At 70.5% G+C, this 26,997-nt stretch carries 30 protein-coding genes; 15 read left to right on the forward strand and 15 right to left on the reverse strand.

Annotated elements, in window-relative coordinates; all coding sequences use genetic code 11:
* Positions 1-6: 6 nt before the first annotated feature.
* Positions 7-933: a nickel ABC transporter permease gene (nikB, locus tag ABZW60_RS01605; protein ID WP_355472907.1), complete on the reverse strand. Its 927-nt coding sequence runs from the start codon at positions 931-933 to the stop codon at positions 7-9.
* Positions 933-1,658, reverse strand: a complete 726-nt coding sequence (locus ABZW60_RS01610) for a helix-turn-helix domain-containing protein (RefSeq protein ID WP_355472909.1) — start codon at positions 1,656-1,658, stop codon at positions 933-935. Before ABZW60_RS01610 ends, nikB begins: the two co-directional genes overlap by 1 nt.
* 179 nt (positions 1,659-1,837) lie before the next feature.
* Between ABZW60_RS01610 and ABZW60_RS01615 the strand changes: the two genes are divergently transcribed.
* The 3 genes from ABZW60_RS01615 to ABZW60_RS01625 are packed head-to-tail and all read left to right on the forward strand — an operon-like array spanning position 1,838 to position 4,222.
* The gene (locus tag ABZW60_RS01615; RefSeq protein ID WP_355472910.1) at positions 1,838-2,806 is read left to right on the forward strand and encodes a DUF6772 family protein; all 969 of its coding nucleotides are present in this window, start codon (positions 1,838-1,840) and stop codon (positions 2,804-2,806) included.
* Between the two features lie 4 nt (positions 2,807-2,810).
* Positions 2,811-3,128 carry a DUF6385 domain-containing protein gene (locus tag ABZW60_RS01620; protein ID WP_355472912.1) on the forward strand — a complete coding sequence of 106 codons (318 nt, stop codon included), beginning with the start codon at positions 2,811-2,813 and terminating at the stop codon, positions 3,126-3,128.
* Between the two features lie 11 nt (positions 3,129-3,139).
* Positions 3,140-4,222 (forward strand): LacI family DNA-binding transcriptional regulator, encoded by a 1,083-nt coding sequence (locus ABZW60_RS01625; RefSeq protein WP_355472914.1) that lies wholly within the window; start codon positions 3,140-3,142, stop codon positions 4,220-4,222.
* Positions 4,223-4,270: 48 nt separating this feature from the next.
* Here the strand turns inward: ABZW60_RS01625 and ABZW60_RS01630 are convergent, their stop codons facing one another.
* On the reverse strand, positions 4,271-5,416 hold the full coding sequence (locus ABZW60_RS01630) for a CoA transferase (protein ID WP_355472916.1): 1,146 nt from the start codon (positions 5,414-5,416) through the stop codon (positions 4,271-4,273).
* A 124-nt stretch (positions 5,417-5,540) separates the two neighbouring features.
* On the opposite strand from ABZW60_RS01630, the gene ABZW60_RS01635 reads away from it, so the two are divergent.
* Complete coding sequence (locus tag ABZW60_RS01635) at positions 5,541-5,948, forward strand: CHRD domain-containing protein (RefSeq protein ID WP_355472918.1); 408 nt, start codon at positions 5,541-5,543, stop codon at positions 5,946-5,948.
* Between the two features lies 1 nt (position 5,949).
* On the opposite strand, the gene ABZW60_RS01640 is transcribed toward ABZW60_RS01635, so the two are convergent.
* On the reverse strand, positions 5,950-7,101 hold the full coding sequence (locus ABZW60_RS01640) for an alpha/beta hydrolase (RefSeq protein WP_355472920.1): 1,152 nt from the start codon (positions 7,099-7,101) through the stop codon (positions 5,950-5,952).
* Positions 7,098-8,921 (reverse strand): hypothetical protein, encoded by a 1,824-nt coding sequence (locus tag ABZW60_RS01645; RefSeq protein ID WP_355472922.1) that lies wholly within the window; start codon positions 8,919-8,921, stop codon positions 7,098-7,100. Before ABZW60_RS01645 ends, ABZW60_RS01640 begins: the two co-directional genes overlap by 4 nt.
* A gap of 82 nt (positions 8,922-9,003) precedes the next feature.
* Here ABZW60_RS01645 and ABZW60_RS01650 point away from each other — a divergent pair, with 82 nt between their 5' ends.
* Entirely contained in the window at positions 9,004-9,744 is a 741-nt protein-coding gene (locus ABZW60_RS01650; RefSeq protein WP_355472924.1) for a MerR family transcriptional regulator, read from the forward strand.
* On the opposite strand, the gene ABZW60_RS01655 is transcribed toward ABZW60_RS01650, so the two are convergent.
* Positions 9,734-10,594, reverse strand: a complete 861-nt coding sequence (locus ABZW60_RS01655; RefSeq protein WP_355472925.1) for a phosphotransferase — start codon at positions 10,592-10,594, stop codon at positions 9,734-9,736. The genes ABZW60_RS01650 and ABZW60_RS01655 overlap by 11 nt on opposite strands.
* A 310-nt stretch (positions 10,595-10,904) precedes the next feature.
* Here ABZW60_RS01655 and ABZW60_RS01660 point away from each other — a divergent pair, with 310 nt between their 5' ends.
* Positions 10,905-11,126 (forward strand): hypothetical protein, encoded by a 222-nt coding sequence (locus ABZW60_RS01660; RefSeq protein WP_355472927.1) that lies wholly within the window; start codon positions 10,905-10,907, stop codon positions 11,124-11,126.
* Positions 11,127-11,191: 65 nt separating this feature from the next.
* On the opposite strand, the gene ABZW60_RS01665 is transcribed toward ABZW60_RS01660, so the two are convergent.
* The 3 genes from ABZW60_RS01665 to ABZW60_RS01675 are packed head-to-tail and all read right to left on the reverse strand — an operon-like array spanning position 11,192 to position 14,193.
* Positions 11,192-11,389: a hypothetical protein gene (locus ABZW60_RS01665; protein WP_355472929.1), complete on the reverse strand. Its 198-nt coding sequence runs from the start codon at positions 11,387-11,389 to the stop codon at positions 11,192-11,194.
* Positions 11,386-12,687, reverse strand: coding sequence for a hypothetical protein (locus ABZW60_RS01670; protein WP_355472931.1), 1,302 nt, complete (start codon positions 12,685-12,687; stop codon positions 11,386-11,388). Before ABZW60_RS01670 ends, ABZW60_RS01665 begins: the two co-directional genes overlap by 4 nt.
* Before the next feature lie 51 nt (positions 12,688-12,738).
* Positions 12,739-14,193 carry an NAD(P)/FAD-dependent oxidoreductase gene (locus ABZW60_RS01675; RefSeq protein WP_355472933.1) on the reverse strand — a complete coding sequence of 485 codons (1,455 nt, stop codon included), beginning with the start codon at positions 14,191-14,193 and terminating at the stop codon, positions 12,739-12,741.
* A gap of 67 nt (positions 14,194-14,260) precedes the next feature.
* On the opposite strand from ABZW60_RS01675, the gene ABZW60_RS01680 reads away from it, so the two are divergent.
* Together ABZW60_RS01680 and ABZW60_RS01685 are read left to right on the forward strand one after the other, a co-directional pair.
* The gene (locus ABZW60_RS01680) at positions 14,261-14,887 is read left to right on the forward strand and encodes a TetR/AcrR family transcriptional regulator (RefSeq protein WP_355472935.1); all 627 of its coding nucleotides are present in this window, start codon (positions 14,261-14,263) and stop codon (positions 14,885-14,887) included.
* Complete coding sequence (locus ABZW60_RS01685) at positions 14,887-15,462, forward strand: GNAT family N-acetyltransferase (RefSeq protein ID WP_355472937.1); 576 nt, start codon at positions 14,887-14,889, stop codon at positions 15,460-15,462. Before ABZW60_RS01680 ends, ABZW60_RS01685 begins: the two co-directional genes overlap by 1 nt.
* A gap of 2 nt (positions 15,463-15,464) precedes the next feature.
* Here the strand turns inward: ABZW60_RS01685 and ABZW60_RS01690 are convergent, their stop codons facing one another.
* Positions 15,465-16,379, reverse strand: a complete 915-nt coding sequence (locus ABZW60_RS01690; RefSeq protein ID WP_355472939.1) for an aminoglycoside phosphotransferase family protein — start codon at positions 16,377-16,379, stop codon at positions 15,465-15,467.
* A gap of 71 nt (positions 16,380-16,450) precedes the next feature.
* Here ABZW60_RS01690 and ABZW60_RS01695 point away from each other — a divergent pair, with 71 nt between their 5' ends.
* Positions 16,451-17,413, forward strand: coding sequence for an acetylxylan esterase (locus ABZW60_RS01695; RefSeq protein WP_355472941.1), 963 nt, complete (start codon positions 16,451-16,453; stop codon positions 17,411-17,413).
* Positions 17,414-17,420: 7 nt separating this feature from the next.
* Here the strand turns inward: ABZW60_RS01695 and ABZW60_RS01700 are convergent, their stop codons facing one another.
* Positions 17,421-17,912, reverse strand: a complete 492-nt coding sequence (locus tag ABZW60_RS01700) for a DUF1269 domain-containing protein (protein ID WP_355472943.1) — start codon at positions 17,910-17,912, stop codon at positions 17,421-17,423.
* A gap of 1,104 nt (positions 17,913-19,016) precedes the next feature.
* Here ABZW60_RS01700 and ABZW60_RS01705 point away from each other — a divergent pair.
* The 6 genes from ABZW60_RS01705 to ABZW60_RS01730 all read left to right on the forward strand — a co-directional run bounded on the left by ABZW60_RS01705 (position 19,017) and on the right by ABZW60_RS01730 (position 23,844).
* Entirely contained in the window at positions 19,017-19,919 is a 903-nt protein-coding gene (locus ABZW60_RS01705; RefSeq protein WP_355472945.1) for an ABC transporter ATP-binding protein, read from the forward strand.
* Positions 19,916-20,650, forward strand: coding sequence for an ABC transporter permease (locus tag ABZW60_RS01710; protein WP_355472946.1), 735 nt, complete (start codon positions 19,916-19,918; stop codon positions 20,648-20,650). The genes ABZW60_RS01705 and ABZW60_RS01710 overlap by 4 nt, the downstream gene beginning before the upstream one ends.
* A gap of 25 nt (positions 20,651-20,675) precedes the next feature.
* Positions 20,676-21,809 carry a sensor histidine kinase gene (locus ABZW60_RS01715; RefSeq protein ID WP_355472948.1) on the forward strand — a complete coding sequence of 378 codons (1,134 nt, stop codon included), beginning with the start codon at positions 20,676-20,678 and terminating at the stop codon, positions 21,807-21,809.
* A gap of 10 nt (positions 21,810-21,819) precedes the next feature.
* On the forward strand, positions 21,820-22,428 hold the full coding sequence (locus ABZW60_RS01720) for a response regulator transcription factor (protein ID WP_355472950.1): 609 nt from the start codon (positions 21,820-21,822) through the stop codon (positions 22,426-22,428).
* A 42-nt stretch (positions 22,429-22,470) separates the two neighbouring features.
* A complete protein-coding gene (locus ABZW60_RS01725; protein WP_355472952.1) occupies positions 22,471-23,580 on the forward strand; it encodes a sulfite oxidase in 1,110 nt (369 codons plus the stop codon).
* An 84-nt stretch (positions 23,581-23,664) separates the two neighbouring features.
* A complete protein-coding gene (locus ABZW60_RS01730; RefSeq protein ID WP_355472954.1) occupies positions 23,665-23,844 on the forward strand; it encodes a hypothetical protein in 180 nt (59 codons plus the stop codon).
* Between the two features lie 2 nt (positions 23,845-23,846).
* Here ABZW60_RS01730 and ABZW60_RS01735 read toward each other — a convergent pair whose 3' ends face one another.
* From ABZW60_RS01735 to ABZW60_RS01750, 4 genes are read right to left on the reverse strand one after another with little or no spacing between them, the layout of a single operon-like run.
* Positions 23,847-24,569: a hypothetical protein gene (locus ABZW60_RS01735; RefSeq protein ID WP_355472956.1), complete on the reverse strand. Its 723-nt coding sequence runs from the start codon at positions 24,567-24,569 to the stop codon at positions 23,847-23,849.
* A gap of 43 nt (positions 24,570-24,612) precedes the next feature.
* Positions 24,613-26,064: a multicopper oxidase family protein gene (locus tag ABZW60_RS01740; RefSeq protein WP_355472958.1), complete on the reverse strand. Its 1,452-nt coding sequence runs from the start codon at positions 26,062-26,064 to the stop codon at positions 24,613-24,615.
* Entirely contained in the window at positions 26,057-26,470 is a 414-nt protein-coding gene (locus tag ABZW60_RS01745; RefSeq protein ID WP_355472959.1) for a hypothetical protein, read from the reverse strand. The genes ABZW60_RS01740 and ABZW60_RS01745 overlap by 8 nt, the downstream gene beginning before the upstream one ends.
* Positions 26,467-26,997: a DUF1707 domain-containing protein gene (locus ABZW60_RS01750; protein ID WP_355472961.1), complete on the reverse strand. Its 531-nt coding sequence runs from the start codon at positions 26,995-26,997 to the stop codon at positions 26,467-26,469. Before ABZW60_RS01750 ends, ABZW60_RS01745 begins: the two co-directional genes overlap by 4 nt.

Raw genomic sequence — 26,997 nt, forward strand, 5'->3', positions numbered from 1 at the left:
TCAAGGTCAGTCACCCGCCAGACGGACCCGCGGGTCCAAGAAGCCGTACAGGAGGTCGACGAGCAGATTGATCACCACGAAGATCGTTGCCACCAGCAAGATCGAGGCCTGGACGACGCCGTAGTCGCGGCGCCCGATCGAGTCGATCAGCAACCGCCCGACGCCCGGCCACGCGAACACCGTCTCGACGATCACCGTGCCGCCGAGCAACGCGCCGAACTGCAGCCCGACGACGGTCACGATCGGGATCAGCGCGTTCCGCAACGCGTGCACGAGGACGACGACGCCCTCACCGAGACCCTTCGCCCGCGCGGTCTGCACGTAGCCCTCGTGCACGACCTCGAGCAGCCCGCTGCGCGTCAGCCGGACCAGGATCGCCAGGAACGGCAGCGCCAGCGTGATCGTCGGCAGCACCAGATGCGACCAGGTCCCGGATCCCGCGCTGGGCAGCACCTTCAGCCCGCGGGCGAACACCAGGATCAGCACGATCCCCAGCCAGAACGACGGCGTCGACTGCCCCATCAGCGAGAACACCGAGATCGACCGGTCCACCCAGCTGTGTGCGCGCAGCGCGGCGATCACGCCGAGCGGGAGACCGATCAGCAGCGACAGCAGCAACGCGGTCGTCGCGAGCTGGATGGTGGCCGGAACCCGTTGCAGGACAAGGCTCATCGAGTCGGCGTTGAGCCGGAACGACTCGCCGAAGTCCAGGTGTACGACGTTCGCCAGGTACGTCGCGTACTGCTGGATCAGCGACTGGTCGAGCCCGAGCTGCGCCCGCAGCGCGGCGACCTGCGCCTGATCCGCGTCGGGTCCGAGCATGATGTACGCCGGGTCGCCGGGCACGAGCCGCAGGACGACGAAGATGATCGTGACGGCGCCCCACAGGACGAAGAGCGAGAAGAACAGCCGCCGGACGACGTACGCCCCCATCAGACGCCGCTCCGCAGCACGGAGACCACGCGCCGCACCTCGTCGACCGACCCCGGCTGGATCAGTTCGGCGCCGAGCGCGCCCGCACAGGAGCCGTCCCGCGCCCGCACCGGTACGGCGACCATCCGCGGCAGCGAAGCCACCGGGCGGGCGTTGTGCGCGAACCCGGACACCCGGATCCGCCGCAACGCGTCGAGCAGATCAGGTGTGCCGGTCACCTGCTCGATCGGCAGAGCGGAAAGGTAGGCGCGCCCGAGCGCGCTACGCCGCAGCGAGACCGCATGGCCAGGCTGAACCAGCGAGCGATCGACGCCGCTCGAGATCGGGGGGGTGCCGCTCCGCGGCTGTAGCGCGCCGTGCGGGCAGGCCGCAGCGCCACGCGTGCCGCCGCCTGCGACGTCGGCGACCTGGAGTACCAGGCCGGCGGTCTTCGGCAGGGGCTTCGCCAGGACGACCAGGCGACCGAGGCGGGCGCCCAGCTCGGCCAGTGAGTGCTCCGGCGACGCCGGGCGTTCCGCCTGCCGGAGGGCGGCGAGGCCGTCCTGGGCGGTGTAGCGATGGTCGTCCACGCGCGTGGCCAGGCCGTGCGCGCAGAAGGTCGCGAGGATGCGGTGGACGGTGCTCTTGTGCAGGCCGACGGTGACGGCCAGCTCGGTCACGCCGTACGGGCGGTCCTCACGGTTGAGCTCGGCCAGAACGGTGAGGGCACGGCTCAGGGACTGCATGGTGCCTCCCGGAGAGAAAGGACGCCACCGTGAACGTTAACGGTAGCGTTAATGCACCGTAGAAGTGTGTGATTTAGGTGTCAATAGACCGTCGTTGCTCAGGGTGAAACGGCCCGTTGACGGTCAATTCCCGTGAACGTTAACTTCACCGAACATCCAACTTCTCTGGGAGGCACTGCGTGACGACATCCGACGTACGCGCCGCGCTACTGTCCGCCGATCCGAAGCTGTCCAAGTTCTCGCCGCTGCCGCGGATCCTGGCCTTCGACGAGTTCGACAGCGGCACGCACGGCTGGACCGAGCTGCTCGGCAACTACAACGGCCGCGGCGACCTCAGCACGGTCGACGACCACATGCGCGACTTCCGGCCGCCGCAGCTGTCGGCCTGCAACTTCTTCGACATCGGTACGCACGGTGCGCTCAGCGGCACGTACGCGCTCAAGCTCGCCACCCGCCCGCACAAGGGCCACACGGCGGTCGCGATCCGCCGGCTCACGATGAGCGGCCGCGGCCTCGTCCAACTGGAGACGTACTTCGCCTTCAAGTCCGAGGCCACGCTGCGTAGTTCTGATTTGGGCGGCGGCGCCGAGCTCGACAACTTCGACAGTTTCGGCGACGTCCAGTGGGACGGGAACACCCACCCGTCCGAGGCGCAGTTCGGCGCGTTCACCGTCGCCACCGACCTGTGCGGCGACGGCGGCCTGCGGTACCACACGGTCGCGCGGTACCAGAACACGGACCTGGACAACCACTTCACCCGCCGGTGGATGGCGCCGACCGTCCCCGAGCCGACACCGCGCGAGCACTTCGAGGGCAAGGTGAAGCTGGAGTACGCCGCCGACTTCACCGCGCCGAACCCGGAGGACTGGCAGCCGTTCGGCGAGCCGCAGGAGCTCTGCTACAACGAGGTCCCGACCAAGGTGAACTGGCACTACCTGCGCTGGCTGATCGACACCGACAAGCGCAAGAACGTCGAGCTGCAGGTCAACGACCGGGTGATGGACATGCGCGACGTCCCCGTGCCGCCGTACGAGGAACGGTACGAGACGCTCGAGAACCTGCTGAACTTCTACTTCTCGGTCCGCACCCACAGCTCGGTGCGCAACTTCCTCTTCCTCGACTCCGTCCTCATCTCGGTTGATTGGTAGGCCCATGCGACAGTCCATGACGGCGGTGCTGGAACGCGACACCACCTTCGACACCCGGTTCGCCACCGAGCCCTACGAGGTCGCCTGGGCGAGTGAGGCACGCTGGTTCGTGCAGCACGTCGGCGGCGACGGTACGGCGACGTACGTCACGCAGGTGTCCCCCGACGGCATCACCTGGTGCGATCTCGACGACCAGGAGCATCTGGTCGAGCCAGGCCGGCTCGTGACCTGGCCGGCCACCGGGTTCGGCCACTGGCTGCGGCTTCGCGCTAAGGTCGAAGGCTCGGTGCAGGTACGGATCCACCTGGCCGTGAAGGCGTAAGAGGGGGACGGATGACGGAGGGCCCACGGCCGCGGCCGACGTTGCGGGACATCGCGACGGCGCTCGGTCTGTCGGTGAACACGGTGTCGCGTGCGCTCGGCGACAAGGACAGCGTCAGCGCCGGCACGCGGGCCGCCGTCCAGGCCGAGGCGGCGCGGATCGGCTACGTGCCGAACACGCTGGCGCGGTCGCTGGTGCTCGGCTCGGCGATGACCCTGGGCCTGGTCATCACCAACCCCTCGAACCCGTTCTACGCGCAGCTGATCAGCAGCATCGAGCTCCGGGTCCGCGCCCAGGGGTACTCGTTGCTGCTGCTCGTCACCGACGAGAGCGTGGAGAACGAGCAGCGCGCCACCGAGGCGTTGCTGCGCTCCGCGGTCGACGGCGCCGTGGTCGTACCGGTGCAGGCCGAGTGGGACCACTGGCGCCGCGTCCGGGACAGCGGGATCCCGCTGGTGTTCGTCAACCGTGACGTGCCCGAGCTCGACTGCGACATGGTCGGGGTCGACTACGAACGCGGCGCGTACGAGGCCACCAGTCACCTGATCGCGGGCGGCGCGCGCCGCCTGCTCCTGCTGGAGGAGGATCTGCCGATCACCACCACCGCCGACCGGATCGCCGGCTTCCGCCGGGCGATGGCCGACGGCGGGCTCGAAGTCTCCGCGGACCTGGTCCGCACCGTCCCCACCCGCCGGTACGACTCGCTCGCGCTGCCCTGGCAGCCCGAGGAGGCGTACCGGTTCGCGCAGTCGCTCGACCTGCCGGACGCGATCGTCACCGGTAACGACTACTTCGCGCTCGGCCTGCTCCGGGTGCTCGCCGAGCGCGGCCTCGCCGTCCCGGAGGACGTGGCGATCACCGGGTACGGCGACCATCCGTACGCGGCCTACCTGCAGCCGCCGCTGACCACGGTCCGCCTGCCGGCCGCCGAGGTCGGCACCACCGCGGTCGACCTGCTCCTCCAGCGCCTGAAGGCCGGCGTCGAGCGACCGCGGAAGACGCTCATCCGTCCCGAGCTGGTGATCCGGGCGTCGACGGGCGGACCTCCGGCACTCACCAAGCGCGCAAATCAGCCGAGCCCGACCCTCGGCTGAGCGGCAGCGGGCCGTGCATCGGGCAGTTGATGAGTGGTGGCGGTCCGCCTACTCCTCCAGCCAGGCTCGCACCGACTCGTTGTGCTCGCCGAGCCGCGGCGGCGCCAGGTTGGTCTCGCGCGCGCCGGCGTACGCGTTGTCGTCGAAACGCAGCGGCGGGCCGGGCAGTTGGATGGTGCCGAGCGTCGGGTGCTCGACGTCGATCAGCAGGCCCTGCGAGCGGGTCTGCTCCCACTCGTACACCTGCTGGAAGTCGCGGACCTTGCCGGCCGGGATCCCCTTGTCCGCAAGGCGTTGCAGCCACACGTCGGCCGGGGCGGCGGCGAACGCCTTCTCGATCGCCGTCGTCAGCTCGTCGCGGTGGGCCACCCTGGCCGAGTTCGCCGCGAAGCGTTCGTCCGCCGGGTCGAGGCCGACGATCGGGGCGAACAACCGCCACAGGCCCTCACTGCCGACCGCGACCTGCACGATGTCGTCCTGGGTGCGGTACAGCCCGTACGGCGCGATCTGCGCGTGGTGGTTGCCGACCCGCGCGGGCAGCTCGTGCGCGACGGTCCATTTCGTGCCGTGGAACGCGTGCACGCCGACGACCGACGCCAGCAGGCTGGTCCGCACGACGCGGCCCTTCCCGGTGATCGAGCGCTCGTGCAGCGCGGCCAGGGCGCCGTACGCGCCGTACATCCCGGCCAGCAGGTCGGCGATCGGCGCACCGACCTTGCTCGGCTCGGTCTCGCCCGTGATGCTCATCAGGCCGCCCTCACCCTGGGCGATCTGGTCGTACCCGGCGCGGCCGCCCTCGGGGCCGTCGTGGCCGAACCCGGTGATCGACAGGATCACCAGCCCCGGGTTGAGCTCGTGCAGCCGGTCAGTGGAGAAGCCGAGCCGGTCGAGGACACCGGGCCGGAAGTTCTCCAGCAGCACGTCGGCCTTCCGGACCAGCTTGGTCAGGAACTCCTTGCCCTCGTCCGACTTCAGGTCGGCGGTCACCGACTCCTTGTTCCGGTTCGCCGACAGGTAGTAGGTCGACTCGCCGCCCACGAACGGCGGCCCCCAGCCGCGGCTGTCGTCGCCGCCGTCCGGCGTCTCGACCTTGATCACCCGGGCCCCGAGATCGCCGAGCATCATCGCCGCATGCGGCCCGGCCAGCGCCCGGGTCAGATCGACCACCACGACATCGGAGAGAAGGTTCTGCACGGCATCGAGAGTAGGCGAGGTCCTCGCGGCCGGCCGTGACGCGCTTCTCATCCGGTTGAACCGATCGCGGTTCCCGGACGTGTCGAGGGAGGGAGTCCGTCCTCACGACCAGTAGGAGGGAAACATGTCCGCACGCATCATCGCCGCTGTCGGCATCCTCGCGCTCGGCGCCGTCGGGGTGCCGGCCGCGAACGCGGCACCCGCCATCCCGTTGAACGGTGAGCAGGAGGCCGCGGCGGCCGACCCGGACGGCCACGGGTTCTTCACGTACACGATCGAGGGCACCACGTTCTGCTGGACGCTGAGCTGGCAGGGTATCGAGACCGCCACCGCCGCCCACGTCCACCTCGCCCCGCGGCACGTCGCCGGACCGGTCGTCATCCCGCTGTCCGTCGCCGCGAACCCCGGATCGGGGTGCACCACGATCAGCGCCGACCTGGCCGCGGGGATCACCGCCGATCCGAAGGCGTACTACGTCAACGTCCACAACGCGACGTTCCCGGGCGGCGCGATCCGGGGGCAGTTGAAGTAGGTCAGCGCACCTTGCGGGCCAGGGACGCGAGCCGGTGGGTGACGTCCCTGGGCCGCTCCTGCATGAGCATGTGGCCGGCGCCGGGGTAGATCCACAGGCGTGCGCTCGGGAGTTGGGCGGCGATCCGGTTCGCGTGCCGCGGCGGGAGCAGGCGGTCGCGGGTGCCGTGCATGATCTCCACGGGCACCCCTTCGAGCACCTTCAGCGCTTGCCCGCGGTCGTGCTCGAGCATCGCCTCGAAGAACCCGCCGTACGACGCCCCGGGCACCACGGCCAGATCCGCCATGAACAACTCGACCTCGGCAGGATCCGGCTTCTTCCCGAACACGACCTGCCGCAACGCCGGCCGCTGCAACCCGGCAGCCACCACCGCCGCCCGCCGCGCGGCAGCCTGCGCACCGGCGGCCGCAGCAGCAGCCCGCGCCCGAGCACCGGCAACCCGCCCGCGCGACCCAGCAGCCTCGCCGGCGAGCGCTCCCATCTCGGCCGCCTCAGCTGCCTCAGCTGCTTGGGCCGCAGCCTCGGCCTCTCGGGCCCAGGACTCCGCCCCTCGGGCTACGGCTGCTTCGGCCTCCGCCTCTTGGGCGACGGCTCGGCGGGCATCGCGGCGGTCGATTCTTCGGCCGACCGCGTTCAGCACTCGGGGGGCGATCCGGACGGCTGCGGGGTCGAACCGCGTGGGCAGCCCGAGGGCGCCTTCGGTGAGGTGGCCGGAGGTGGTGCTGACCAGGGCCGCGGCGCGGATCCGGGAACCGAACAGGTCGGGGCGCCGATCGGCGGCCGCCATCAGCGTCATGCCGCCCATCGAGTGCCCGGCGTACACGACCGGCCCCTCCCCGACGACCTCGTCGAGAACCGTGACCAGGTCGTCGGCCAACTGCTCGAGGCGCGTCGTACCCGCCGGCGCCGCGTCCGAGCGGCCGTGCCCGCGGTGGTCGTACGTGACGACGCGCACGGCGTCCTCCCCGAGGATCTGCGGCAGGCCCTCGACCTGGTTGTGCCACGAGCGTGTCGAGCACGTCCAGCCGTGCACCAGCAGCACGGTCACCGGCGCGTCGGCCGGCCCGGTGACCTCGACGTTCAGCCGTACTCCGTCCGCCAACGTCAAGCGACGGCGCTGTGTGACCCCGGAGTGCTCCAACTCGATCGTCACGCAGTCTCCCGTTCCCGTTCTCCGGCGGCCAGGTGGGCCGCTCGCATCCGCCCGCCGCGGGCGCCGCGCCCGACCAGCCACGCGATCCCGATCACCTCGAGCAGCCCGACCACCGCGAGCAGCGCGTAGCCGGCGTTCCACATCCATCGTGGCACGTCGGTCCGCTCCTCGCGCCGCAGCACCTGCTGCTCGTTGACGAACTCGACCGTCTGCCCGTTCGACACCTGGATCGCGGGCTTCTCGATCGCCGCGTCCTCCGGCGCGTACACCCAGCTCGCCACCAGTTCGCGCTGCCCCTGGTGCAGCCGGACCATCGACTTCCATTTCCCGTACATCGGCAACGGGCCGGCCGACCGGTATGTGCCCTCGGCAACCTTCTCCATCGGGTGGAACACCAGCCCGCCGCCCTGCCAGGCGAGCGCCTCGAACCAGCGTGCCCCGTCGGCCGCGTCCGCAGGCGTGAGGGTGATCGTGACGTACGCCGTCGGCTCGGCCCCCGTGGCCACCCGCTCCAACGACACGACCCCGGACACGCCCGCGTCCGCCGTCCGCGGCACGCAGAAGAACACGGTCGCCACCACCGCGACGAGCCCGGCCGCGCCCAGTTGATGGGTACGCCGGACCGCGACCGGGCGGATGTGCTTGATCCCGATCGCCCGCTCCTCGCCGGCCACCTCGGCGTACCGGGTCGCGAGCCAGGCCCCGACCAGACCGGCGCCGGCCCCGACGATCACGCCGTACCCGATCGCTGACGGCAGGATCGACGACGGCCACGCGATCGGCATCCACACGTGGCTCCAGGCGTACTCCGCGACCACGCCGACGGTCCCGATCAGCACGCCGGCGACGGCGCCGAGCCGGAAGCGGTTCTTGTTGCCGAGGGCAAACGCGACGGCCTCGACCAGCAGTGCCTCGACGACGAGCAGCGGGAAGTGCCCCACGATCTCGCCGAGCGGCTCGGCCACCGCCCAGGCGATCCCGCCGCGGATCACCAGGTACACGGCCAGCGCGGCGAACGTCGTCCCCGGTCCGCGCCGGGCCCGCAGGATGGTGAACGCCATCGCGGCGCCGAACACGATCAGCAGCGGCTGCAGGATCAGCGGGAACTGCGGGACGCCGTAGTTGAACTCGGTGCTGAACAGGTCCCAGGCGATCAGCAGCGCGCCGACCGACACGATCTCCTGGAGCAGCCGCCGCTTGTTCACGCCCATCAGCTGCTCGACCTCGGCGATCGCCAGCAGCCGCGCGAAGATCGAGAACACCACGCCGCCGATCATCAGCAGGTGGGTCGGCCCCCAGAGCGTGACGTCCTCGCCGAACAGCCGGTGCCAGACGTCGTCGAGCGGGAAGCCGACCAGCGCGAACGTGCCGCAGACCGTGACGAGCGCGGCGCTGCACGGGATCCGCCAGCCGCGGGTCAGCCTGATCGTCCTGGCCGGCAGCGGTTTGCCCGCGAGCGCGATCGGCAGCACGCCGGAGACGATCACGCCGAGGATGCCGAAGAAGATCGGGTAGTGCGCCGGCGTCCCGAACGGGCCGGTGTCGCGGCCGCGGTCGATGTGCACCGCGATGTCCCACCAGACCCCGAACGCGCAGGCGAGCAGCGAGACGGCGTGCAGGTACGGCGTGAGCGCGGCCCATCGGGGGACTCCGTCCAGTCTCCCGATGGTGTCCGCGAACCGTCCTACCAGCGTGACGCGGCCGGTGCGTTCGCGCCACAGCAGCACGGCGAGTGCGACGTACAGCACCGACACGACGCCGGTGACGATCGCGATCTGGTCGAACGTCGCCGTACCGGTGGTCGCCAGCGGGATCGCCATCGGACTCCTTCACACCATCAGGCATGCGCCATAGCGCATGTTACATCTACTATGTAACGTGGAGTCTGGAAGACTGTCAAGGGTGGATGAGGAGCTCACTGTCGACCAGCTCGCCGCCAAGGTGGGCATGACGGTCCGGAACGTGCGTGCCTACGCCGGGCGAGGGCTGATCCCGCCGCCGCGGCTGGTCGGCCGGACGGGGTACTACGGGCCCGACCACATCGCCCGGCTGACCCTGGTCCGCGAGCTGCTCGACAAGGGCTACACGCTGGCCGCGGTCGAGCGGATGATGGGCGAACTGCCCGACGGCGCGATGGCGCTCGGCGTGTTCGAGACGCTGGTGAATCCGTGGACGCCGTCGGAGCCGGAGGAGCTCGACGAGTTCCAGCTCGCCGAGCGGGCCGGCGTACCGCACGACCCGGCGGTGATCGAGCAGATCGTCGAGCTGGGGATCGCGGAGCGGCTGGAGGACGGCCGGCTGCGGATCCCGAACCCGGACCTGCTGCGCACCGGGCTCGAGGTGATCAAGCTCGGCGTCCCGATGCAGGCGATCTTCGAGATGCTGCCGAAGCTGTTCACCCAGGCCGACGCGGTCGCCAAGACGTACGTCGAACTGTTCCGCTCGACCGTCTGGCGCGACTTCACCAACGCCGGCATGCCACCCGACGGCTGGCCCGAGATCCAGCGCACCCTCGAAGGCATCATCCCCCTGGCCGGCCAGGCCCTGGTCGCCGCCTTCCGCGAGGCCATGGCCCGCGAGATCGAACTCGTCGCCTACGAGGAGCTGGGCCTCGACCCGAAGACGCTGCCGTCTACCGGGTAGCCTCGCTCACCCCGAGCAGACGCTCGACCCGCACGGCGATGCCCTCGGCGGTGCTCTGACCGTCGAGGTAGCGCCCGTACCAATGCACCAGACTCGTTGCCTCGCGCATCAGTTCGAGGGCGGGCAGCGCGGCCAGCTCGGCCTCGGTCAACGGGAACGCGTCGAGATAGCCGCGCTGGAAAGCCGCACTCGGGTGGCCGACCTCCCCGAAGAAGTACCTGCCGACCGCGAGATCCATGGCGCGGTAGCCGAGGCCGGCGGTCTCGAAGTCGAGGATCGCGCTGACGCGGTCGCCGATCATCAGCACGTTGGTCAGCGCGAAGTCGCCGTGAATGATCTGCTGCGGGAGCTCGGGCAGCGGCCCGATGTGTTTCAGGATCGGCGCGACCGCGGGGAGGGCGTCGAGCACGAGGTCGAGGTTCGGCACTTCCGGATGCACGGTGGTCAGGTCGCCGTTCCACACCGGTGACGTCGGCAGGTCGGCCGGGTTCAGCTCGGCGAGTGCTTGGTCCAGCTCGCCCAGCGCACGTCCGCACGCCTCGGCTCTGGCGGTGTCGCCGCGCGCTGGGTGCTCCCCCGGGATGCGCCGGCTCAAGCTCGCCAGGACCGGTTCGCCGTGGATTTCGCCACGGACCGCGGTCTCGCCGTCGGCCGGCACCGGTGTCGGTACGGCGAAGGGCAGGCCGGTTACTGTCCGCAGTACCGCGTGCTCGTAGGTCGGCGGGATCGCGTTGCGGTGGATCCGGAGTACGAACTCCTCACCGACGTAGTAGCCGGTGTTGTTGGTGCCTTCGGTGAGCGGGCGAACGTCTTGTCCCTGAAGGCCCCAGCGCCGCAGCAGAGTGTCCACCTGGGCATCTTTCCGTACGCCTTTCCGTACGCCGAAAACTGTCCATGGTCCCCGGTAGCGTCCCTTAGTGAACCCGGAGTCGAGGCCGGGGGCGGTTAGGGACTCGGATAGGTAATCCTCCGCATGTGTGAACCGGACCTCATGCGGGAGCGTATAGCTACCAGAACAGACCGGCAGGAGGAAGACGATGCGACAGCTGCAGATTCGTCGGCGCCCCCGCATCACCACGACGCGCCGTCAGACGCAGACTCAGACTCTCGACCTGCGGACGCCGTCCGGCCGCAAGCTGCCGTTCTGAAAGCCGATCGTCATGAAACTCCGACTGCATGTCCACCACGTCCGCACCGGCGGCTGGTGTGCCGATATCGACGACGACAACGACCGGCAGCCCGACGACCCGTACTGGTGCGTCGACGCTTGGCCGACCCTCGAGTCCGCCCTCACCGCCGGCTGCGCCCGCCTCGCCGAGCTGGCGAGCAGCACGACACCGTCCCGCGTCAGCGGCTACTACGAACCGGCCCTCGCCGCCTGAACCAACGACCACTCAACCAACGGGGAACGGGGAGGCCCGGCGAACCGCAGGGGGTTTGCCGGGCCTCACTTTTCGTGGATCCGCTCCCGCCGGTCCGCGGGCAGGTCGCCGAGGTCGGCGTCCCAGTCGTCGTCCCAGTCGTCGTCATCGTCCGGCAGGGTCGCCTCGTTGCGGCGGGCGATCCGGACGAAGGCGATGATCAGCAGGACCGGGCCGAGGACCATCGCCGTCTCGGGAATGCCGCCCAGGTGCAGCGCGATCATGACGCCGTCACCAGGGCGATCCCGCCGGCCGTGAAGGCGACCATCGCGGCCAGCATCGGGTACTGCGCCCGGCGCAGCTGACGCCGGCGGAACAGCTCGGTGGCGCGGTCGTGCGCGGACACGACCCCGAGCACGTGTCCGAGCACGATCGCGCCGATCTGGACCCCCGCGATCAACCCGGTGCCTAGGAACGCGTAGTCGACCGGCGTCCCGCTCGTCCCGAGCAGGTCCCAGCCGCGCCCGAACGGATCGGTCGCGAGCAGCCAGCCCTCCTGCCCCTGGAACATCGCGAACGAGAAGTAGTGCGCGACGGCGTACCCGATCGCGATCGGCACCAGCGAGTGCACGAACGCCCCGGGCAACCCTGCGGTACCGACCGCGCCGGGCCGGATCCGCGCCGCGCCGGTCGTCCGCGCGGCCAGCAGGAACAACCCGGTGACGATCGCGACCGTGACGACCAATCCCAGCGTGTACGCCGGAATGTGGGCGAAGCCGCCCGTCAAACGCGTCCACACCGACCAGCGGGAGATCCCGTCGAAAGCCGTCGACCCGAGCAGCAGACACAGCAGCCCGACAATCCCCGGCTGCCGCGGCATCGTCGCCAGCCCGGCCAGCGGGTTCCGCAACTCGAGCCGGCCCTCGGCACCGCGCCCGAGCGGGCTCAGCCGCGCCAGTACCTCGGCGTACACCTCGAAGCTGTCCCCGACGCCGAACCAGGCCGGCCCATAAACGATGCCCGCGGCAACATTCAGCACGGCGTACGTCGCGGTGAAGATCGCGACCACCCGCGGATCGGATCCCTCCGGGTACACGAGTTCCAGCCAGAGGAATCCGGCCAGGCCGGCGGCGGCCGGCCAGTACGCGATCCCGCGGGGCAGCGGCCGGTACGACGAGCGACGTACGACGCCGGCGATCGTCCGCAGCGGGTTCGCGAGCCGCCAGATCGGGCCGCAGAGCAGGGACAGCGGGATGATCCCGACCCAGATCCACACGTACAGCCAGGTCGGCGCCGGGTTCAGCGTTGGATTGCCGAACCAAGCGGCGCCGAGCAGGAGTGCCAGCGCCGCTAGCCCGACCAGCTTGAGGACGGTGCGCGTGGGCGGAGCGTCGACGACCCGCGTCAGGACGCCGAGCGGCCGGCCCGCGGTCCCCTCGAACCGCGGGCGCGACCAGAACGCGGCGAGCGCGAAGAACGACACCGCGACGGCGGCACCGGCGGAGTAGATCGCCAGCCACAGCGGCACCGGCAGGTCCCCTCGACCGCCGATCCCGTGCAGCGGCACCAGCAGCTCCAGCACGCGCGCCGCCTCCGATCAGTATCCGACCGATCGAATGTAACACGCACGATGTCACATAGAAAGCGTCTGATATTCCGCGGGATCGAAGCGCCGGGTCAGCTGCCGGAACCGGAAGGTGAACGACGGCCACAAGGTCGTGTTGCGCCCCTCCGAGTCCAGGTACCAACTGGTGCAGCCACCGCGGGTCCAGACCGTGTTCCGCATCGACGAGCGAACCCCGTCGACGAACGCGCGCTGCACGTCCCGCCGCACCTCGACCTCCCGGAGCCCCTGCACGTCCATGGTCTTCAGCGCGTCGAGGATGTACGCGATCTGGGACTCGATCATGAACACCATCGAGCTGTGCCCGAGGCCGGTGTTCGGCCCGATCAGCATGAAGAAGTTCGGGAAGCCGGCGATCGCGGTGCCGAGATGCGCCTCCATGCCGTCGGCCCAGGCCTCGCGCAGCGAGACGCCGTCGCGGCCGTGCACCATGTCCATCACCGGCAGGTCGGTGACCTTGAAACCGGTGCCGTAGATGATCGTGTCGACCTCGTGCTTCACACCCTCGGTCGTGACGACGCCGGTCGGCGTCACCTCGGCGATCCCGTCGGTGACCACCTCGACATTCGGCCGGGCGAGCGCCGGGTAGTAGTCGTCGGAGATCAGCACGCGCTTGCAGCCGAGCGTGAAGTCCGGTGTCAGCTTGGCGCGCAGCAGCGGGTCGCGGACCTGGTGCGCGAGGTGCTTCTCGGCCACCTTCTGCGCCTGCTTCATGATCGCGGGCAGCTTGGCGAACCCGAGCACCATCAACTCGCGGCCCCAGTAGATCCCGGCCCGGATGGCCTTCTGTACCAGCGGGAAGCGGCGGTAGACAGCCTTCTCGGCCGCGGAGATCTTGCGGTCGGGCCGCGGCATCACCCACGGCGGCGTCCGCTGGAACAGATGCAGTTCCTCGACCTCGGGCTGGATCGCCGGCACGAACTGGATCGCCGACGCGCCGGTGCCGATGACAGCGACCTTGCGGCCACTGAGGTCCAGGTCGTGGTTCCAGCGCGCGGAGTGGAAGACCTCGCCCTCGAAGTCCTCGATCCCGGGCAGCTTCGGGTACGACGGCTCGGCCAGCGGGCCCATGCCGGACAGCACGATGTCCGCGGTGAACGTCTGCTGGTTCGTGGTGATCTGCCAGCTGCCGTCCTGCCAGCGCGCCGACTCGACGGTGTTGCCGAAGCGGATGTGCGGGCGTACGCCGTACGCGTCGGTGACCTTCCGCAGGTAGTCCTCGATCTCGGGCTGCGGCGAGAACGTCGACGACCAGTCCGGGTTCGGGGCGAACGAGAACGAGTACAGGTGCGACGGCACGTCACACCGGCAGCCCGGGTAGGTGTTGTCACGCCAGGTGCCGCCGACGTCCTCGGCACGCTCCAGCACGACGAAGTCGTCGTACCCGGCCTGCTTGAGCCGGACCGCCATCCCGATGCCCGCGAACCCGGTCCCGATCACCACGATCCGATGCCGCTCGCCCATGCCTGGCCTCCGCTCGGCTGTAGAACTTACTCGTAGTAAGTTACTCGGAGTCAGTTAGACTGCGCAAGTGACCTCGACCACGGAACGTCCACCGAAGCGCCGCCGTGATCGCGCGGCCCGGGAGCGGGAGATCCTCGAGGCCGCCGAGCGGATCTTCGGCGAGCGCGGGTATCAGGGCACGTCGATGGACGACGTCGCGGCACAGGTCGGGGTGTCGAAGCCGCTGATCTACCAGTACTACGGCTCCAAGGACGGCCTGTTCCTCGCCTGCCTCGCCCGGCTCCGCGGCCACCTGCTCGACACCGTGGCCGACGCGGTGATGGCCGCCCCGAACGCCGAGGACGCGTTGTACGCCGGGTTCCTGGCCTGGTTCCGCTTCCTCGACGAGCACCCGCAGGCGTGGTCCGTGCTGGTGGACGAGGGCATGCTGAGTGCCGGCCCGGCCGCGGAAGCGACCGACGAGGTCCGCGCGGCCTTCATCGAACTGATCGCCACCATGGTCCGGATGAACCTCCCGGCCGGCCGCCCGGTCGACGACGACGAGGTGCAGATCGTCGCCCAGTCCATCTCCGGCGCCACCGAACGCCTGGCCATCTGGCGCACCCGCACCCCCGCCCCGCCCAGCCCCGAAAAGGTCGCCCGCACGCTCCAGGACCTCCTCTGGCAGGGCCTGCACACCATCAAATCGAGCTGATGCAGGTCGAGTCCTACCCGGAGGCCGCCGTACCCCCGGCCCTTCGCGCCCAGGTCCACGAGCTACAGAACCAGGCCTGGCCGTCCGATCCCCCGCCACCCGCCGATGCTCCGGTCCACGACCCGGCGCTGCATCCGCTCTCCATGCTGCTCGTCGACGAGGGGCTGGTGGTCGCCGCGCTGGACGTCCTGCGCAAACCGCTCGAGCACGGCGGCACCACCTTGCAGGCCGGGGGCCTCAGCACTGTCGTCACCCGCGAGACACTCCGCGGCCGCGGGTACGGTCACCGACTGGTCGCCGCGGCCCGCGACGCGATGGCCGACCTGCGCCTCGACCTCGGCCTGTTCACCTGCGACCGTGCTCTGCAGGCGTTCTACGAGTCAGCAGGCTGGCAACACCTCGCCGGCACGGTTCTGATCGGCGGCACGCCCGACGACCCGTTCCCCAGCGACCAGCCTGGCTTCGACAAGGTCACGTTGGCCACGTTCTTCACCTCGACCGCCCGGCAACTCGCCCCGACGCTCCACCACGCCCGCATCGAGCTCTACCCGGGCTCGATCGACAAGCTCTGGTGACGTCAGGCGCTCGACGTGAAGTCGCTCAGGATGTCGGCGACGGATTCCTGGCCGTCCGCGAGGGTGCCGGGGCGGCGGTCCAGGTAGTACGGGATCGCGATGACGACCAGGGACAGCGCCCAGCCTCGGGCGCGGAGCCAGGTGGCGTGGTCGATCTCGAGAGCCTCGCGGTACGCCGCCCGGGACTCGCCCTCGAACAGCCACCACGCGGGCAGTACGTCACCGGCGGGGTCGGCCGCGCTGGCGGTGGCGAAGTCGATCACCGCCGAGAGCTTGCCGTCAGCAACGAGTAGGTTGCCGGACATCAGGTCGCCGTGGATCCACCGCGGTACGCCGTCCCAGGTGTCGGCCGCCAGCGACTCCTCCCACGCGGCCGTGAGCAGGCCGGCGTCGAAGTGCTCCTTCAGTTGGTCCAGCGCCTCGCGGAACATCGCGTCGCGCGGCGCCAGCGGCGTACCGCGGGTGAACGGGTCGCCGTCCGGCACCGGCGCGCCGGTGGTGTCCACCTCGCGCAACGTCCGGACGAAAGCGGCCAGTTGCTGGGCCGCTCGTACGCCGTCAACCGACTCGGGCGTGAACGGTGCCCCAGGCAACCACCGGTAGACGCCCCAGGTGAACGGATAGACGTCGGACGGTTGCCCGAGCTCCAGCGGTTCCGGGATCGGCAGCGAGACGTGCGGCGCCAGACGCGGCATCCAGGCCAGGTCCTTCTCGACCTGCCCTTGATTGCGTACGGTGCGCGGCAACCGGACCGCCAGGTCGTCGCCCACGCGGAAAGTGACATTGTCGGTGCCCGACCGCTCGACCACGCGCACCGGCAACCCGGCCCACCGCGGGAGCTGCTCAGCCAGCAGCCGCTCCACCACGGCAGCGTCGATCCGCACCTCGTCGTCATGCAGCTTCGGCACACCCGTCACGCCCGCGACCCTCACACCCGCCACGCGCACGGTCAACCGATTTCGCGGAGCCCGACTAGAGTATTGACCTCGTGGAGCTTCCTGAGAAGTGGCAACGCGCCGTCGTACCGTCGCTGCCGGCAGCCGGTTCTGATGTCGTCGGCGAGTTCGCGGACACGATCTACGGCCGTACGCCGGACGGTGGTGAGCTGACCGAGTTGGTCCTGCGTTCGCGCGACGACGGCGTACTCGACGGCGCGGCCGACCGGTTGCGGCACCGCGCGGTGATCGCGTGTCCGCTCGGGGACGTCGTACTCGACACGCTCACCCACCGGCCGGCCGGTGCCGGCGCCGCGCCTGTCGTCGTGGTGCTCAACTTCAAGGGCAACGACGAGACGATCGAGACCTGGCCGTACGCGACGGCGATCGCGGCCGGGTACGCCGTACTCACCGTCGACTACCAGCAGATCGAGCCTGACGACCCGGCACCGGCCGCACCTGGCGTACGCGCGCGGTTCCCCGCCGAGACCTGGGGCGCGGTCGCGGCCTGGGCGTGGGGCCTGTCCCGGCTGCTCGACATCGCCGGGCGCATCCCCGGCGTCGCCACGGCGGGCGCGGTCGCGCTCGGCCACTCGCGGCTCGGGAAGGCCGCACTCTGGGCGGGAGCCCAGGACGACCGCTTCGCCGTGACGGCCGCGAACGGCTCCGGCTGCTGCGGCGCCGCGCTGTTCCGGCACCCGGCCGGCGAGGACATCGCGGCGATCACCACGAAGTTCCCGCACTGGTTCGTCCCGTCGTTCGCCGCGTACGCCGGCCACGAGAACGACCTCCCCGTCGACCAGCACCAACTCCTGGCAAGCATCGCCCCACGCCGAGTCGCCATCACCAGCGCCGAAGCCGACGCCTGGGCCGACCCGGTCGGCGAGCACCTGGCGGTCACCGCCGCCCGCCCGTCCTTCCCCCCGAACGCCATCGGCTACCACCTACGCCCCGGCACCCACGACCTCCTCGAGGAGGACTGGCGGTACGTGCTGGATTTCGCGAAACGGGGATGAGTCCCGGTCAGTCCCCGAACATTTCGTGGATGGCGGCTTCCTGGTCGTCGGTCAGGTCGGTGTGGATCAGCTTGGCGCGCAGGCCGGTGCGCTTGAAGGTCGCGCGGATCTGATCGGTCTCCTCCTCGCTGGACAGCAGGAACAACGCCGACGTCCCCGGCGTCACCTGCCGGCGGACCTCCTTGATGAAGTCGTCGTCGATCCCGACGTCGATCAGCGATCCCGCGACCGCACCCGCCGCCGCCCCGATCGCGGCTCCCGCCCACGGCATCAGGAAGATCGTCCCGAACAGCGCCCCCCAGAACATCCCGCCGAGCGCGCCCGGCCCCGTCATGTTCCGCACCTGCCGCGTCCGCGGCCGCCGCTTCTCCGGCTGCCACGTCACCGACGCCGCGTCGTGGATCCGGATCAGCTTCTGCTTGGCCAGACCCTCCAACGTCCCGATCGCCTGGTTGGCCCCGTCCCACGTCTCGAACTTCCACACCGTCAACGTCGCCATCCCACCGCTCCCCTCACACGCACCCGCCGTCTCCCCCCGAGCCTGCCCGTGCACACGGACCCGAACCCCCGCAGGCAACCCACCCCGAGTCCGCCGCACCACGACCCCACCGTGCACAACCCCCGCTACACCAAGCACCGCACCCACCCCGATCGCCTTCCCTTCCTCAACACTCCAGTGGACGCTCCCCAACCCCGATCAGTTGCCGATTCCCCACCCCGACCAAGCAGTCCACCACCACGAACCACGCGATGCCAGACCTCGCTTGCCACCGGCCCGGCAGGCGTACGCCGCCAGGCCTCGCACAGCCGGCGCGAAGCGCCGTCCTCGTCCCGGCCCACCACAAACCGCCGCCCAGCAACCCATCCCCGAACGACGTGCGGTGCTCGGCACCCGGCCTCCCGGCACTCGTCACCGGCACTCGGCAGGCGGCCCCCGGAACGCCGAGGACGTGGTGGAGATCAGTCCCCCGGCCACAGTCCCCACCCAGTACTGCTGTCCGCACCACCGCGTTCGCCGCACCAAGTTCTTAACACCAGAGAGCCCGCACCCAGCGCGGTCCTTCCCAGCCCACCAGCCAGCGCGAAGCGCCGCCGTTTTCGCTTCGCTTACCACCACTCCACGCGCCCCAGAAACCCTGCCAGCGCAAGCACCATCCTCTTTCCGGCCACGCCACAACCATCCGGCGCCAGCACAACCGCTCCAACACCGTTCGCGCGCCAAGAGCCGCCAGCGCAAAGCGCTGTCCTTCCCTCGCCTCACCACAGCCGCCACTCCACGCATCCGCCGTCACGACAGTCCACGCCCCAGAGGAACTGCCAGCGCGAAGCGCTGTCCTTTCCGCCCACCAGCCCCCTGCACCCAACGGATCCGCCGCCGGCACAATCCACGCCCCAAAGGAACAGCCAGCGCGAAGCGCTGTCCTTTCCGCCCACCAGCCCCTGCACCCCAACGGATCCGCCGGCGCCACAATCCACGCCCGACAGAACTGCCGGCGCGGAGCGCTGTCCTTTGAACCTCATGGGTTTCGGCTGACGGATGTCATGGGTGGGTCGTGACGGGCGATCCAGGGGTGTGGCGAGGGGTTCCAGCAGGCTTCTGGGTATGACGACAACGACTGCGGTCAGCCTGCGGGGTGTGACCAAGAAGTATGCGGATGTGCAGGCCGTCGCCGGGGTGGATCTGAGTATCCGGGCCGGTGAGGTGGTGGCGTTGCTCGGGCCGAACGGCGCGGGGAAGTCGACCACGATCGAGATGCTGCTCGGCCTGGTGAAGCCGGATCAGGGCACGGTCCAGGTGTACGGCGGTACGCCGACGGACGCGATCGCCAAGGGGCAGGTCGGCGTGATGCTGCAGAGCGGCGGGATCATCGAGGATGCCAAGGTCGGCGAGCTGCTGAACCTGGTGGCCGGCCTGCACAACGACCCGATGCCGGTCGAGGAGGCACTCGAGCGGGCCGGGATCGCGGACCTCACCAAACGGACGATGAAGGGCCTGTCCGGCGGCCAGAAGCAGCGGGTCCGGTTCGCGATGGCGATCATCCCGCAGCCGGACCTGATCGTGCTGGACGAGCCGACGACCGGCATGGACGTCGAGTCCCGCCGCGACTTCTGGGCGTCGATGCACGCCGAGACCGCCCGCGGCCGGACGGTGCTGTTCGCGACCCACTACCTGGAGGAGGCGGACTCGTACGCCGACCGCGTGGTGCTGATGCGCAACGGCAAGGTCGTTGCCGACGGCACCGCCGCGCAGATCAAGGCGAGCGTGTCCGGCCGCACCATCCGGGCCACGATCCCGGGCGCCGACCTGGCCGCCCTGGCGTCGCTGCCCGGCGTGCGGAACGTCGAGACCCGCGGTGACGTCGTGCTGTTGCAGTGCGCCGACTCCGACGGCACCCTGCGGCACCTGCTCGCGAACACGAACGCCCATGACATCGAAGTGACGTCCGCCGACCTCGAGGACGCCGTCCTCGCGATCAGCGCGGCCCAAGAGGAGAGCCTGGCATGAACCGCGACTACCTGATCTTCGACATCCGCCGCACGCTGCGGAACCGGCGGGTGCTGATCTTCTCGATCCTGATGCCGCTGGTGCTGTTCCTGATCTTCGGCCTGACGATCCCGCAGGACGCGAACGAGGCGGGCATCTCCGCGATCGCGTACGTGATGGTGAGTATGGCGATGTTCGGCTCGATGTCCGCGGCGATGAGCAGCGGCGGCGTGATCGCGGCCGAGCGCGACGGCGGCTGGAACCGGACGCTGCGGCTGACCCCGCTGAAGCCGCAGGCGTACGTCGTGAACAAGGTCATCCTGAGCCTGCTGCTGGCGATCCCGCCGCTGCTCGTGGTGTTCCTGTGCGGCATGACGTTCGGGCACGTGCACCTGGACGCCGACCAGTGGCTGACGGTCGCGCTGGTGTCCTGGCTCGGCGCGCTGCCGTTCGCCGCGATCGGCCTGGTCATCGGGTACATCGCGAAACCGGACAGCGTGCAGCCGATCACCGGTCTGAGCACGATGCTGATCGCGGCCTTCGGCGGCCTGTGGCTCCCGGTCGACCAGATGCCGTCGGTGATGAAGCACATCGCCCAGCTCACCCCGGCGTACTGGACCGGTCAGACGTCGCGGAGCGCGCTGACCCAGGGCGGCCTGGACACCCACGCGCTGCTCGTGGTGCTCGGCTGGACCGTCGTGCTCGGGTTCATCGGCCTGCGCCGGTTCCGCGCCGACACCGCCCGCGCCTGAGGAACCGAGCGATAGCGTGACCACCGTGAAGACTTCGCCGACGCTGATGGAGGCGCTCGCCGAGCGTAGCGGCCGCCCGGGACCCGGGCGGTGGGGCTGGCTGGCGGCCGGGGTCTGGCTGTTCTACCTGTCCCAGCCGTTCGAGGAGATCATCCACCGGCACGGGCCGACCCGGATCCTCGGCCTGGTCACGCTGTCCCTGTTCGCGCTGTCGTACCTCGGTTTCTTCGGCTGGGTCCGCTGGGTCGGCCTCGGTGCCCGGGGGATGCCGACCTGGCAGCGCCTGGTGTACCTGGGCGGCATGCTCGCCCTGTGCCTGCTGATGCTGCCGGCCGCCGGGCAGCAGGCGCTGACCTGCCTGGTCTACATCTCGGCGGTCGCGATGATGGCCGTCGACCTGCGGATCGCGATCGGTATCGTCGCGCTGCTGCTCGGCGGCGCCGAGCTGTCGATGCGGATCGTGCCGGGCTGGACCGACGACGGCAGCTACGGGTTCGCGATCTTCCTCGGCGCGCTGGCCGTGTTCGGGATGCGGCGGGCGATCCAGCGCAGTATCGAGCTGAACGCGGCCCGCAAGGACATGGCCGAGCTGGCCGTCCAGGAGGAGCGGAACCGGTTCGCCCGCGACCTGCACGACATCCTCGGCCATTCGCTGACGGTCATCACGGTGAAGGCGGAGCTGGCCGGCAAGCTGATCGAGGCGAATCCGGCGCGGGCGGCGGCCGAGGTCGCGGACGTCGAGAGCCTGGCGCGGGCGGCGCTGGCCGACGTCCGGGCCGCGGTCGCCGGGTATCGCGAGCTGAGCCTGGCCGGTGAGCTGGTCTCGGCGCGCGCCGCGCTGCAGGCCGCCGGGATCAAGGCGGACCTGCCGACCACGGTCGACGAGGTCCCCGAGGAGAACCGCGAACTGTTCGCCTGGGTGGTGCGCGAAGGCGTCACGAACGTCGTACGGCATTCCGGCGCGAAGCGGTGCACGATCCAGATCTCGGCAGTGCAGATCGAGGTGCTCGACGACGGCAAGGGTCCGACGCCGGGCGGCGGCGCCTCGGGCCACGGACTGGTCGGCCTGCGCGAACGGGCCGACCAGGCGGGCGCGGGCTTGCAGGTCGGTCAGGCGCCGGGCGGCGGGTTCCGGCTGGCGGTGAAGGTCGGCCTGTGAGGATGGTGCCGTGAGCATCCGATTGCTGATCGCCGACGACCAGGCGCTGGTCCGCGGTGCCCTGGCCGCCCTGCTCGATCTGGAGCCCGACCTGGAGGTGGTGTCCGAGGTCGGTCGCGGCGACGAGGTGATCGACGCGGCGAAGAACTCCCGGCCGGACGTCGCGCTCCTCGACGTGGAGATGCCCGGGCTGGACGGCATCGAGGCGGCCGCCGCGCTGCGCAGCGCCGTACCCGGGGTGCGGGTCCTGATGGTGACCACCTTCGGTCGGCCCGGGTACCTGCGCCGCGCGATGGAGGCCGGCGCGGCCGGGTTCGTCGTCAAGGACACCCCGGCGACCCAGCTCGCGGACGCCGTACGGCGCGTCCACCAGGGGCTGCGCGTGGTCGACCCGTCGCTCGCCGCGGAGACCCTGGTGGCCGGGACGAGCCCGCTGACGGGCCGGGAGTCCGACGTACTGCGGGCTGCTCGGGAGGGCGGCACCGTGGCCGACATCGCCAAGGAACTGCACCTGTCCGAGGGAACGGTCCGCAACCACCTCTCCGCCGCCATCGGCAAGACCGGCGCCCGGACGCGCGCCGAAGCCGCCCGGATCGCACTGGACAACGGCTGGTTGTAGCCGGTCTCTACCTCTAGGGTTGCTTCAGGGGAGGGATCTACGATGTCGATCGAGAGTTTCAGCGTTCGGGGGCGGTTGGCGGACACGGGTGAGGGGATCACCGCCGACGAGCTGCAGCTGGCGGCGCGCAACCACGGCATGCCGCTCGAGGGGCTGCGGTACGACGTGACCCCGCCGGGCCTGCACTACGTGCTGGTGCATTACGACATCCCGGCGACGAATGCGGGCGACTGGGAGCTGAGCGTCGACGGATGCGTCGAGCAGCCGTTGTCGTTCGGGCTGACCGAGTTGCGCGCGATGGGCCGCCGTACCGTGCGGGTCACGTTGGAGTGCGCCGGCAACGGCCGCGCGACGCTGCAGCCGCGGCCGATCAGTCAGCCCTGGCTGTCGGAAGCGGTCGGTACGGCGGAATGGACCGGCGTGCCGCTCGCCGACCTGCTGCGGCTGGCCGGGCTGCGCGAGGACGCCGTGGACGTGGTGTTCACCGGCGCGGACCACGGCGTGGAGCGCGGGGTCGAGCAGGACTACCAGCGCGGCCTGTCGGTGGCGGAGGCGATCGACTCGGGCGCGATCGTCGCCTGGGAGATGAACGGTGCGCCGCTGCCGCCACAGCACGGCTACCCGCTGCGTCTCGTCGTCCCGGGCTGGTACGGGATGGCCAGCGTGAAGTGGCTGCGCTCGATCGAGGTGATCGACCACGCGTTCGAGGGATTCCAGAACGCGGTGGCGTACCGGATCCGGGCCGACGCGGACGACCCGGGGACGGCGATCACCCGGATCCAGCCGCGTGCGCTGCTGATCCCGCCGGGGTTCCCGGACTTCATGAGCCGGCACCGGTTCGTTGCCGCGGGCACCGTCGCGTTGTTCGGCCGGGCCTGGTCCGGGTGGGCGCCGATCGAGCGCGTCGAGGTGAGCACGGACGCCGGCGTGAACTGGCACGAGGCGACGTTGGATGCCCCCAGCAACCAAGACGGGCCCGAGGAGCTCGCCTGGCGGGCGTTCGCCTACGACTGGGAGGCGACGCCGGGCGAGCACGTGCTCACGGTCCGCGCGTACGACGCCGCCGGGAACGAGCAGCCGATCGAGGCCGAGTGGAACCGCGGCGGCTTCAGCAACAACACGGCCCAGCGGATCACGGTCCTGGTCACCTGAACCACCGCGTGTCGCTGGCGCGTTCCTGCCGACCGCGGTCACATCCTGGAGACGTACACGGTTCTCACTTCCAGGAGTGGTGCGGTGAACGACAACCAGCTGCACGCGCGGGTCTTCCGGACCGCGGACGAGTGGTACGCCGACGTCGACGACGAGCTCGACCCCCAACCGGACAACCCCCTCTGGTGGGGTGCGTACGAAACCCAGCCCGCGGCGCTGGAGGCCGCCTGCGCCCGCCTCGCCGCGCTCCGCCAGGCGTCCTGACCTCAGCCGAACGCGATCGCCACGCCCATCCAGAGGCACAGCAGGCTGATCACGACGCCGAGCGGCCAGGCCCACCACGGCGTGGACCAGTCGACGGCTGCCGCGATCACGTACGACGTGTCCCCCGGGTCGGCGACCACGTCGATCCGGTCGCCGACCGCCGGCCTCGGATCGAGGTCGTTGCCGCCGTCCACCTCGACCGGTGTACCGTCGCCCGGTCCGGCCACCTTCACGATCACGTCGTCGTACTTGGACCACTTGTCCTCCTCGACCGACACGACCACGGCCTGCTGGACCGGCCCGTCGGCGACCAGTTGCCGGTTGTCGTTCCCGGCCGCGATCCCCAGCGGCACGATCGCCAGCGACCCCACCGCGATCGGAACCCCGACAAGCAGCCGGCCGGCCCTGATCAGCCCCTCACCCCACCCGATCCGGCGCTTGCGTCCGGTCCGGGCCCGGTGCCGCGCGTCCGCCAGGGCGCGGCTCAGCAGGCGGTCCCGGCGCGCCTGGCGGCGTTCCTCGAGGCGGTTCCACCAGGCGAAGCGTTCGGCCAGGAAGCGGGCGGGGTAACAGGCCCCGCCCGCGACGGCGGCGCAGATCAGCGGGTGGTCGTAGAGGAAGCTCGGGCGGGTGAGCCACCCGATGAGGTACAGCCCGCCGCCGACCGTGACGAAGAACGCGAGCATCAGCAGCAACTGACGGCCGTGCAGGTCGTCGTCGCTCATCGCAACATCATGAACGATGGACGCGCTCCGACGGGCGCCGGTTTCACTCCGGCTCGTTGTGCGAGTCGCCGCCGACGCGGTACGGCGTGGTGACACCCTCGTACATCAGGTGGGTCATCAGGCCCTCGGAGGCGTGCGGCAGGTTGTGGCAGTGGTCCATCCAGACACCGGGGTTGTCGGCCACGAACGCGATCTCGTACGTCTCGTCGTTCCCGACCTCGAGCGTGTCGACCCACCACGGCGAACCGGTCGCCGCGACCCCGTCCCGGGACAGGACGACGGCGTGGTGACCGTGCAGGTGCATCGGGTGCGCCTGGCCGCTGGTGTTGGAGATCTTCATCCGCACCACGTCCCCCTCGGCGACCATGAACATCGGCACGTCGGGGAACTTGTGGCCGTTGATCGTCCACCACAGCCCCGGCACACCGTCGAGGAACCCGGGCCGCCGCCCGATCCGGTACTCGAAGTTGCGGTCCGCCGTCGCCGGATCGAAACCGACCGGTGCGGATGTCCCGTACGTCAGTAGATCCACCGTCTCCCCCGGCAGGTCACCTTGCGCCGGGTCGCCCGGCCCGATCCCGAGCGACAACGCCGACGTACCGGCCACGAGCCGCATCCCGCCGGGCGGCACCACGGCCTCCAGGTCGACGCGGGCACCGGCCGCCAACGGGAACGCGGCCGTGACGGCCGTCGGACCGTGGACGTCGCGCCCGTCGACCGCGACCACCTTGTACGGCGTGCCGACCAGCCCGACCCGCAGGATCGCGTTGTCGGTGTTGATCACCCGCACCCGCGCCGTCGTACCGGCCGGCAGCTCGGCCTTCGCGGTCCCGGTGCGTCCGTTGATCGTCCGCTTCCCGTCGTACGTGTGGATCGCCGCCACCACCTCACCGGGCGACGGCGGCGCGATCACGATCGGGCCGAACAGCCCGCCCTTCACCTCGTCGCTCGACACCTGGTGCGAGTGGTACCAGTACGTGCCGCCCTGCTCCGCCTTGAACCGGTACACGTGCTTCCCGCCCACTGGTACGGCGTCCTGCGTCACCCCGGCGACCCCGTCCTCGGCGTTCGGTACGTCGATCCCGTGCCAATGCAGCGTCGCGCCGTCGGGCACGGACTCGTTCACCAGCGTGACCTGTACGAGGTCGCCGACGCGCGCCCGGATCAGGGGGCCGGGCGAGGTCCCGTTCAGCGTGTATCCGTCGACCGTCTCACCCGACGCCAGCTGGAACTTCTGCTTCCGCGCCACAAGCGTCACGTCGACGTCCGGCGTACCCGTCTTCGGACCGGCCAGGTCGACCACGCTCGTCCCGCCGTGGTGATGCTCGTGCCCCGCCGACGGGCCGCCGCCGTAGTCGGCGTACCCCATCTCGGCCGGGTTGTACTCGCCCGGGACCAGGCTGGTCGCCCAGAGGTACCCGAGCGGTACGAGTACCGCCAGGGTGATCCCCAGAGCGAGCAGCCGGCCCCACCGGCGCTTCTTGACGTCAGGCACTGGTCACAGGCTGTTTCGGTACGACGGCCCGCCGCGCGCCCGCACTCGCCACACCGGCGATCGCGAGTCCGTTGATGCCGTGCAGCAGACCGAGCGCCGGCACCCCGAAGGACACCACCGCGAGGACGAACTGCAGCGCCACCAGGCCGACGACGATCCCGGCCAGCACCCGGCCGCGCGGGACGTCGGTCAGGAACGACACGATCAGGAACGCCAGCGCGAGCAGCGCGATCACCGAGCCGGCGATGCTGTGGTAGCTCTGCCCGAAGTTGCTGTAGTCGGCGCCGATCGAGGTGCCGTCGTCGGCGTCCTTCGCGATCGTGAACCCGGCGAGCGCGATCGACGCGACCTGCAGCACGACCGCGACCGCGATCAGCAGTCCCAGCACGCGGTACACGTTCCTCATGCGCGACGCTCCGTCCGCCGCTTCCGCACGAACAGCACCGCTGCCACGATCAGCAGCAGCGGCAGCACCGGCGGATGACCACCGCCCACCACACACCCGACCGAGGCCAGCACGGCGAACGCCCCGAGCAGCATCAGCAACGGCAGCGGGATGCGGCCCAAGGGCCCCCGCGCAGCCCACGGCGGCCGGCCGGCGAATCCTCCCGCCGGACGTCCGGCATTCCCGGGATCGGCGTCGGCCGGAGCCGTCCACGGCGGCTTGCTCCAGCCCCACGGCCCGGCCCACCCCTCGCCGTCACCAGAACCGCCGGCGTCGGGGCCGGGCGGGGTCTGGTGGGAGCCGGGGAGGTCGGCGAAGAGGGTTTCCAGGTCCGCGCCGGTTCTGGCGCGGAGGGCCTGGTCGACGCGCTCCGAGTGTTCCTCGGCGCTCAGCCGGCCGGCTTCGTAATGCTCGCCCAGACGCTTGACGGCGTCCTCACGCTCACTGTCGCCGATGCGGATCGATCCGCCCGGCCTCTCGTCGTCCAT

The organism is Kribbella sp. NPDC003557 (genome assembly GCF_040610805.1).
Classification (GTDB): Bacteria; Actinomycetota; Actinomycetes; order Propionibacteriales; family Kribbellaceae; genus Kribbella.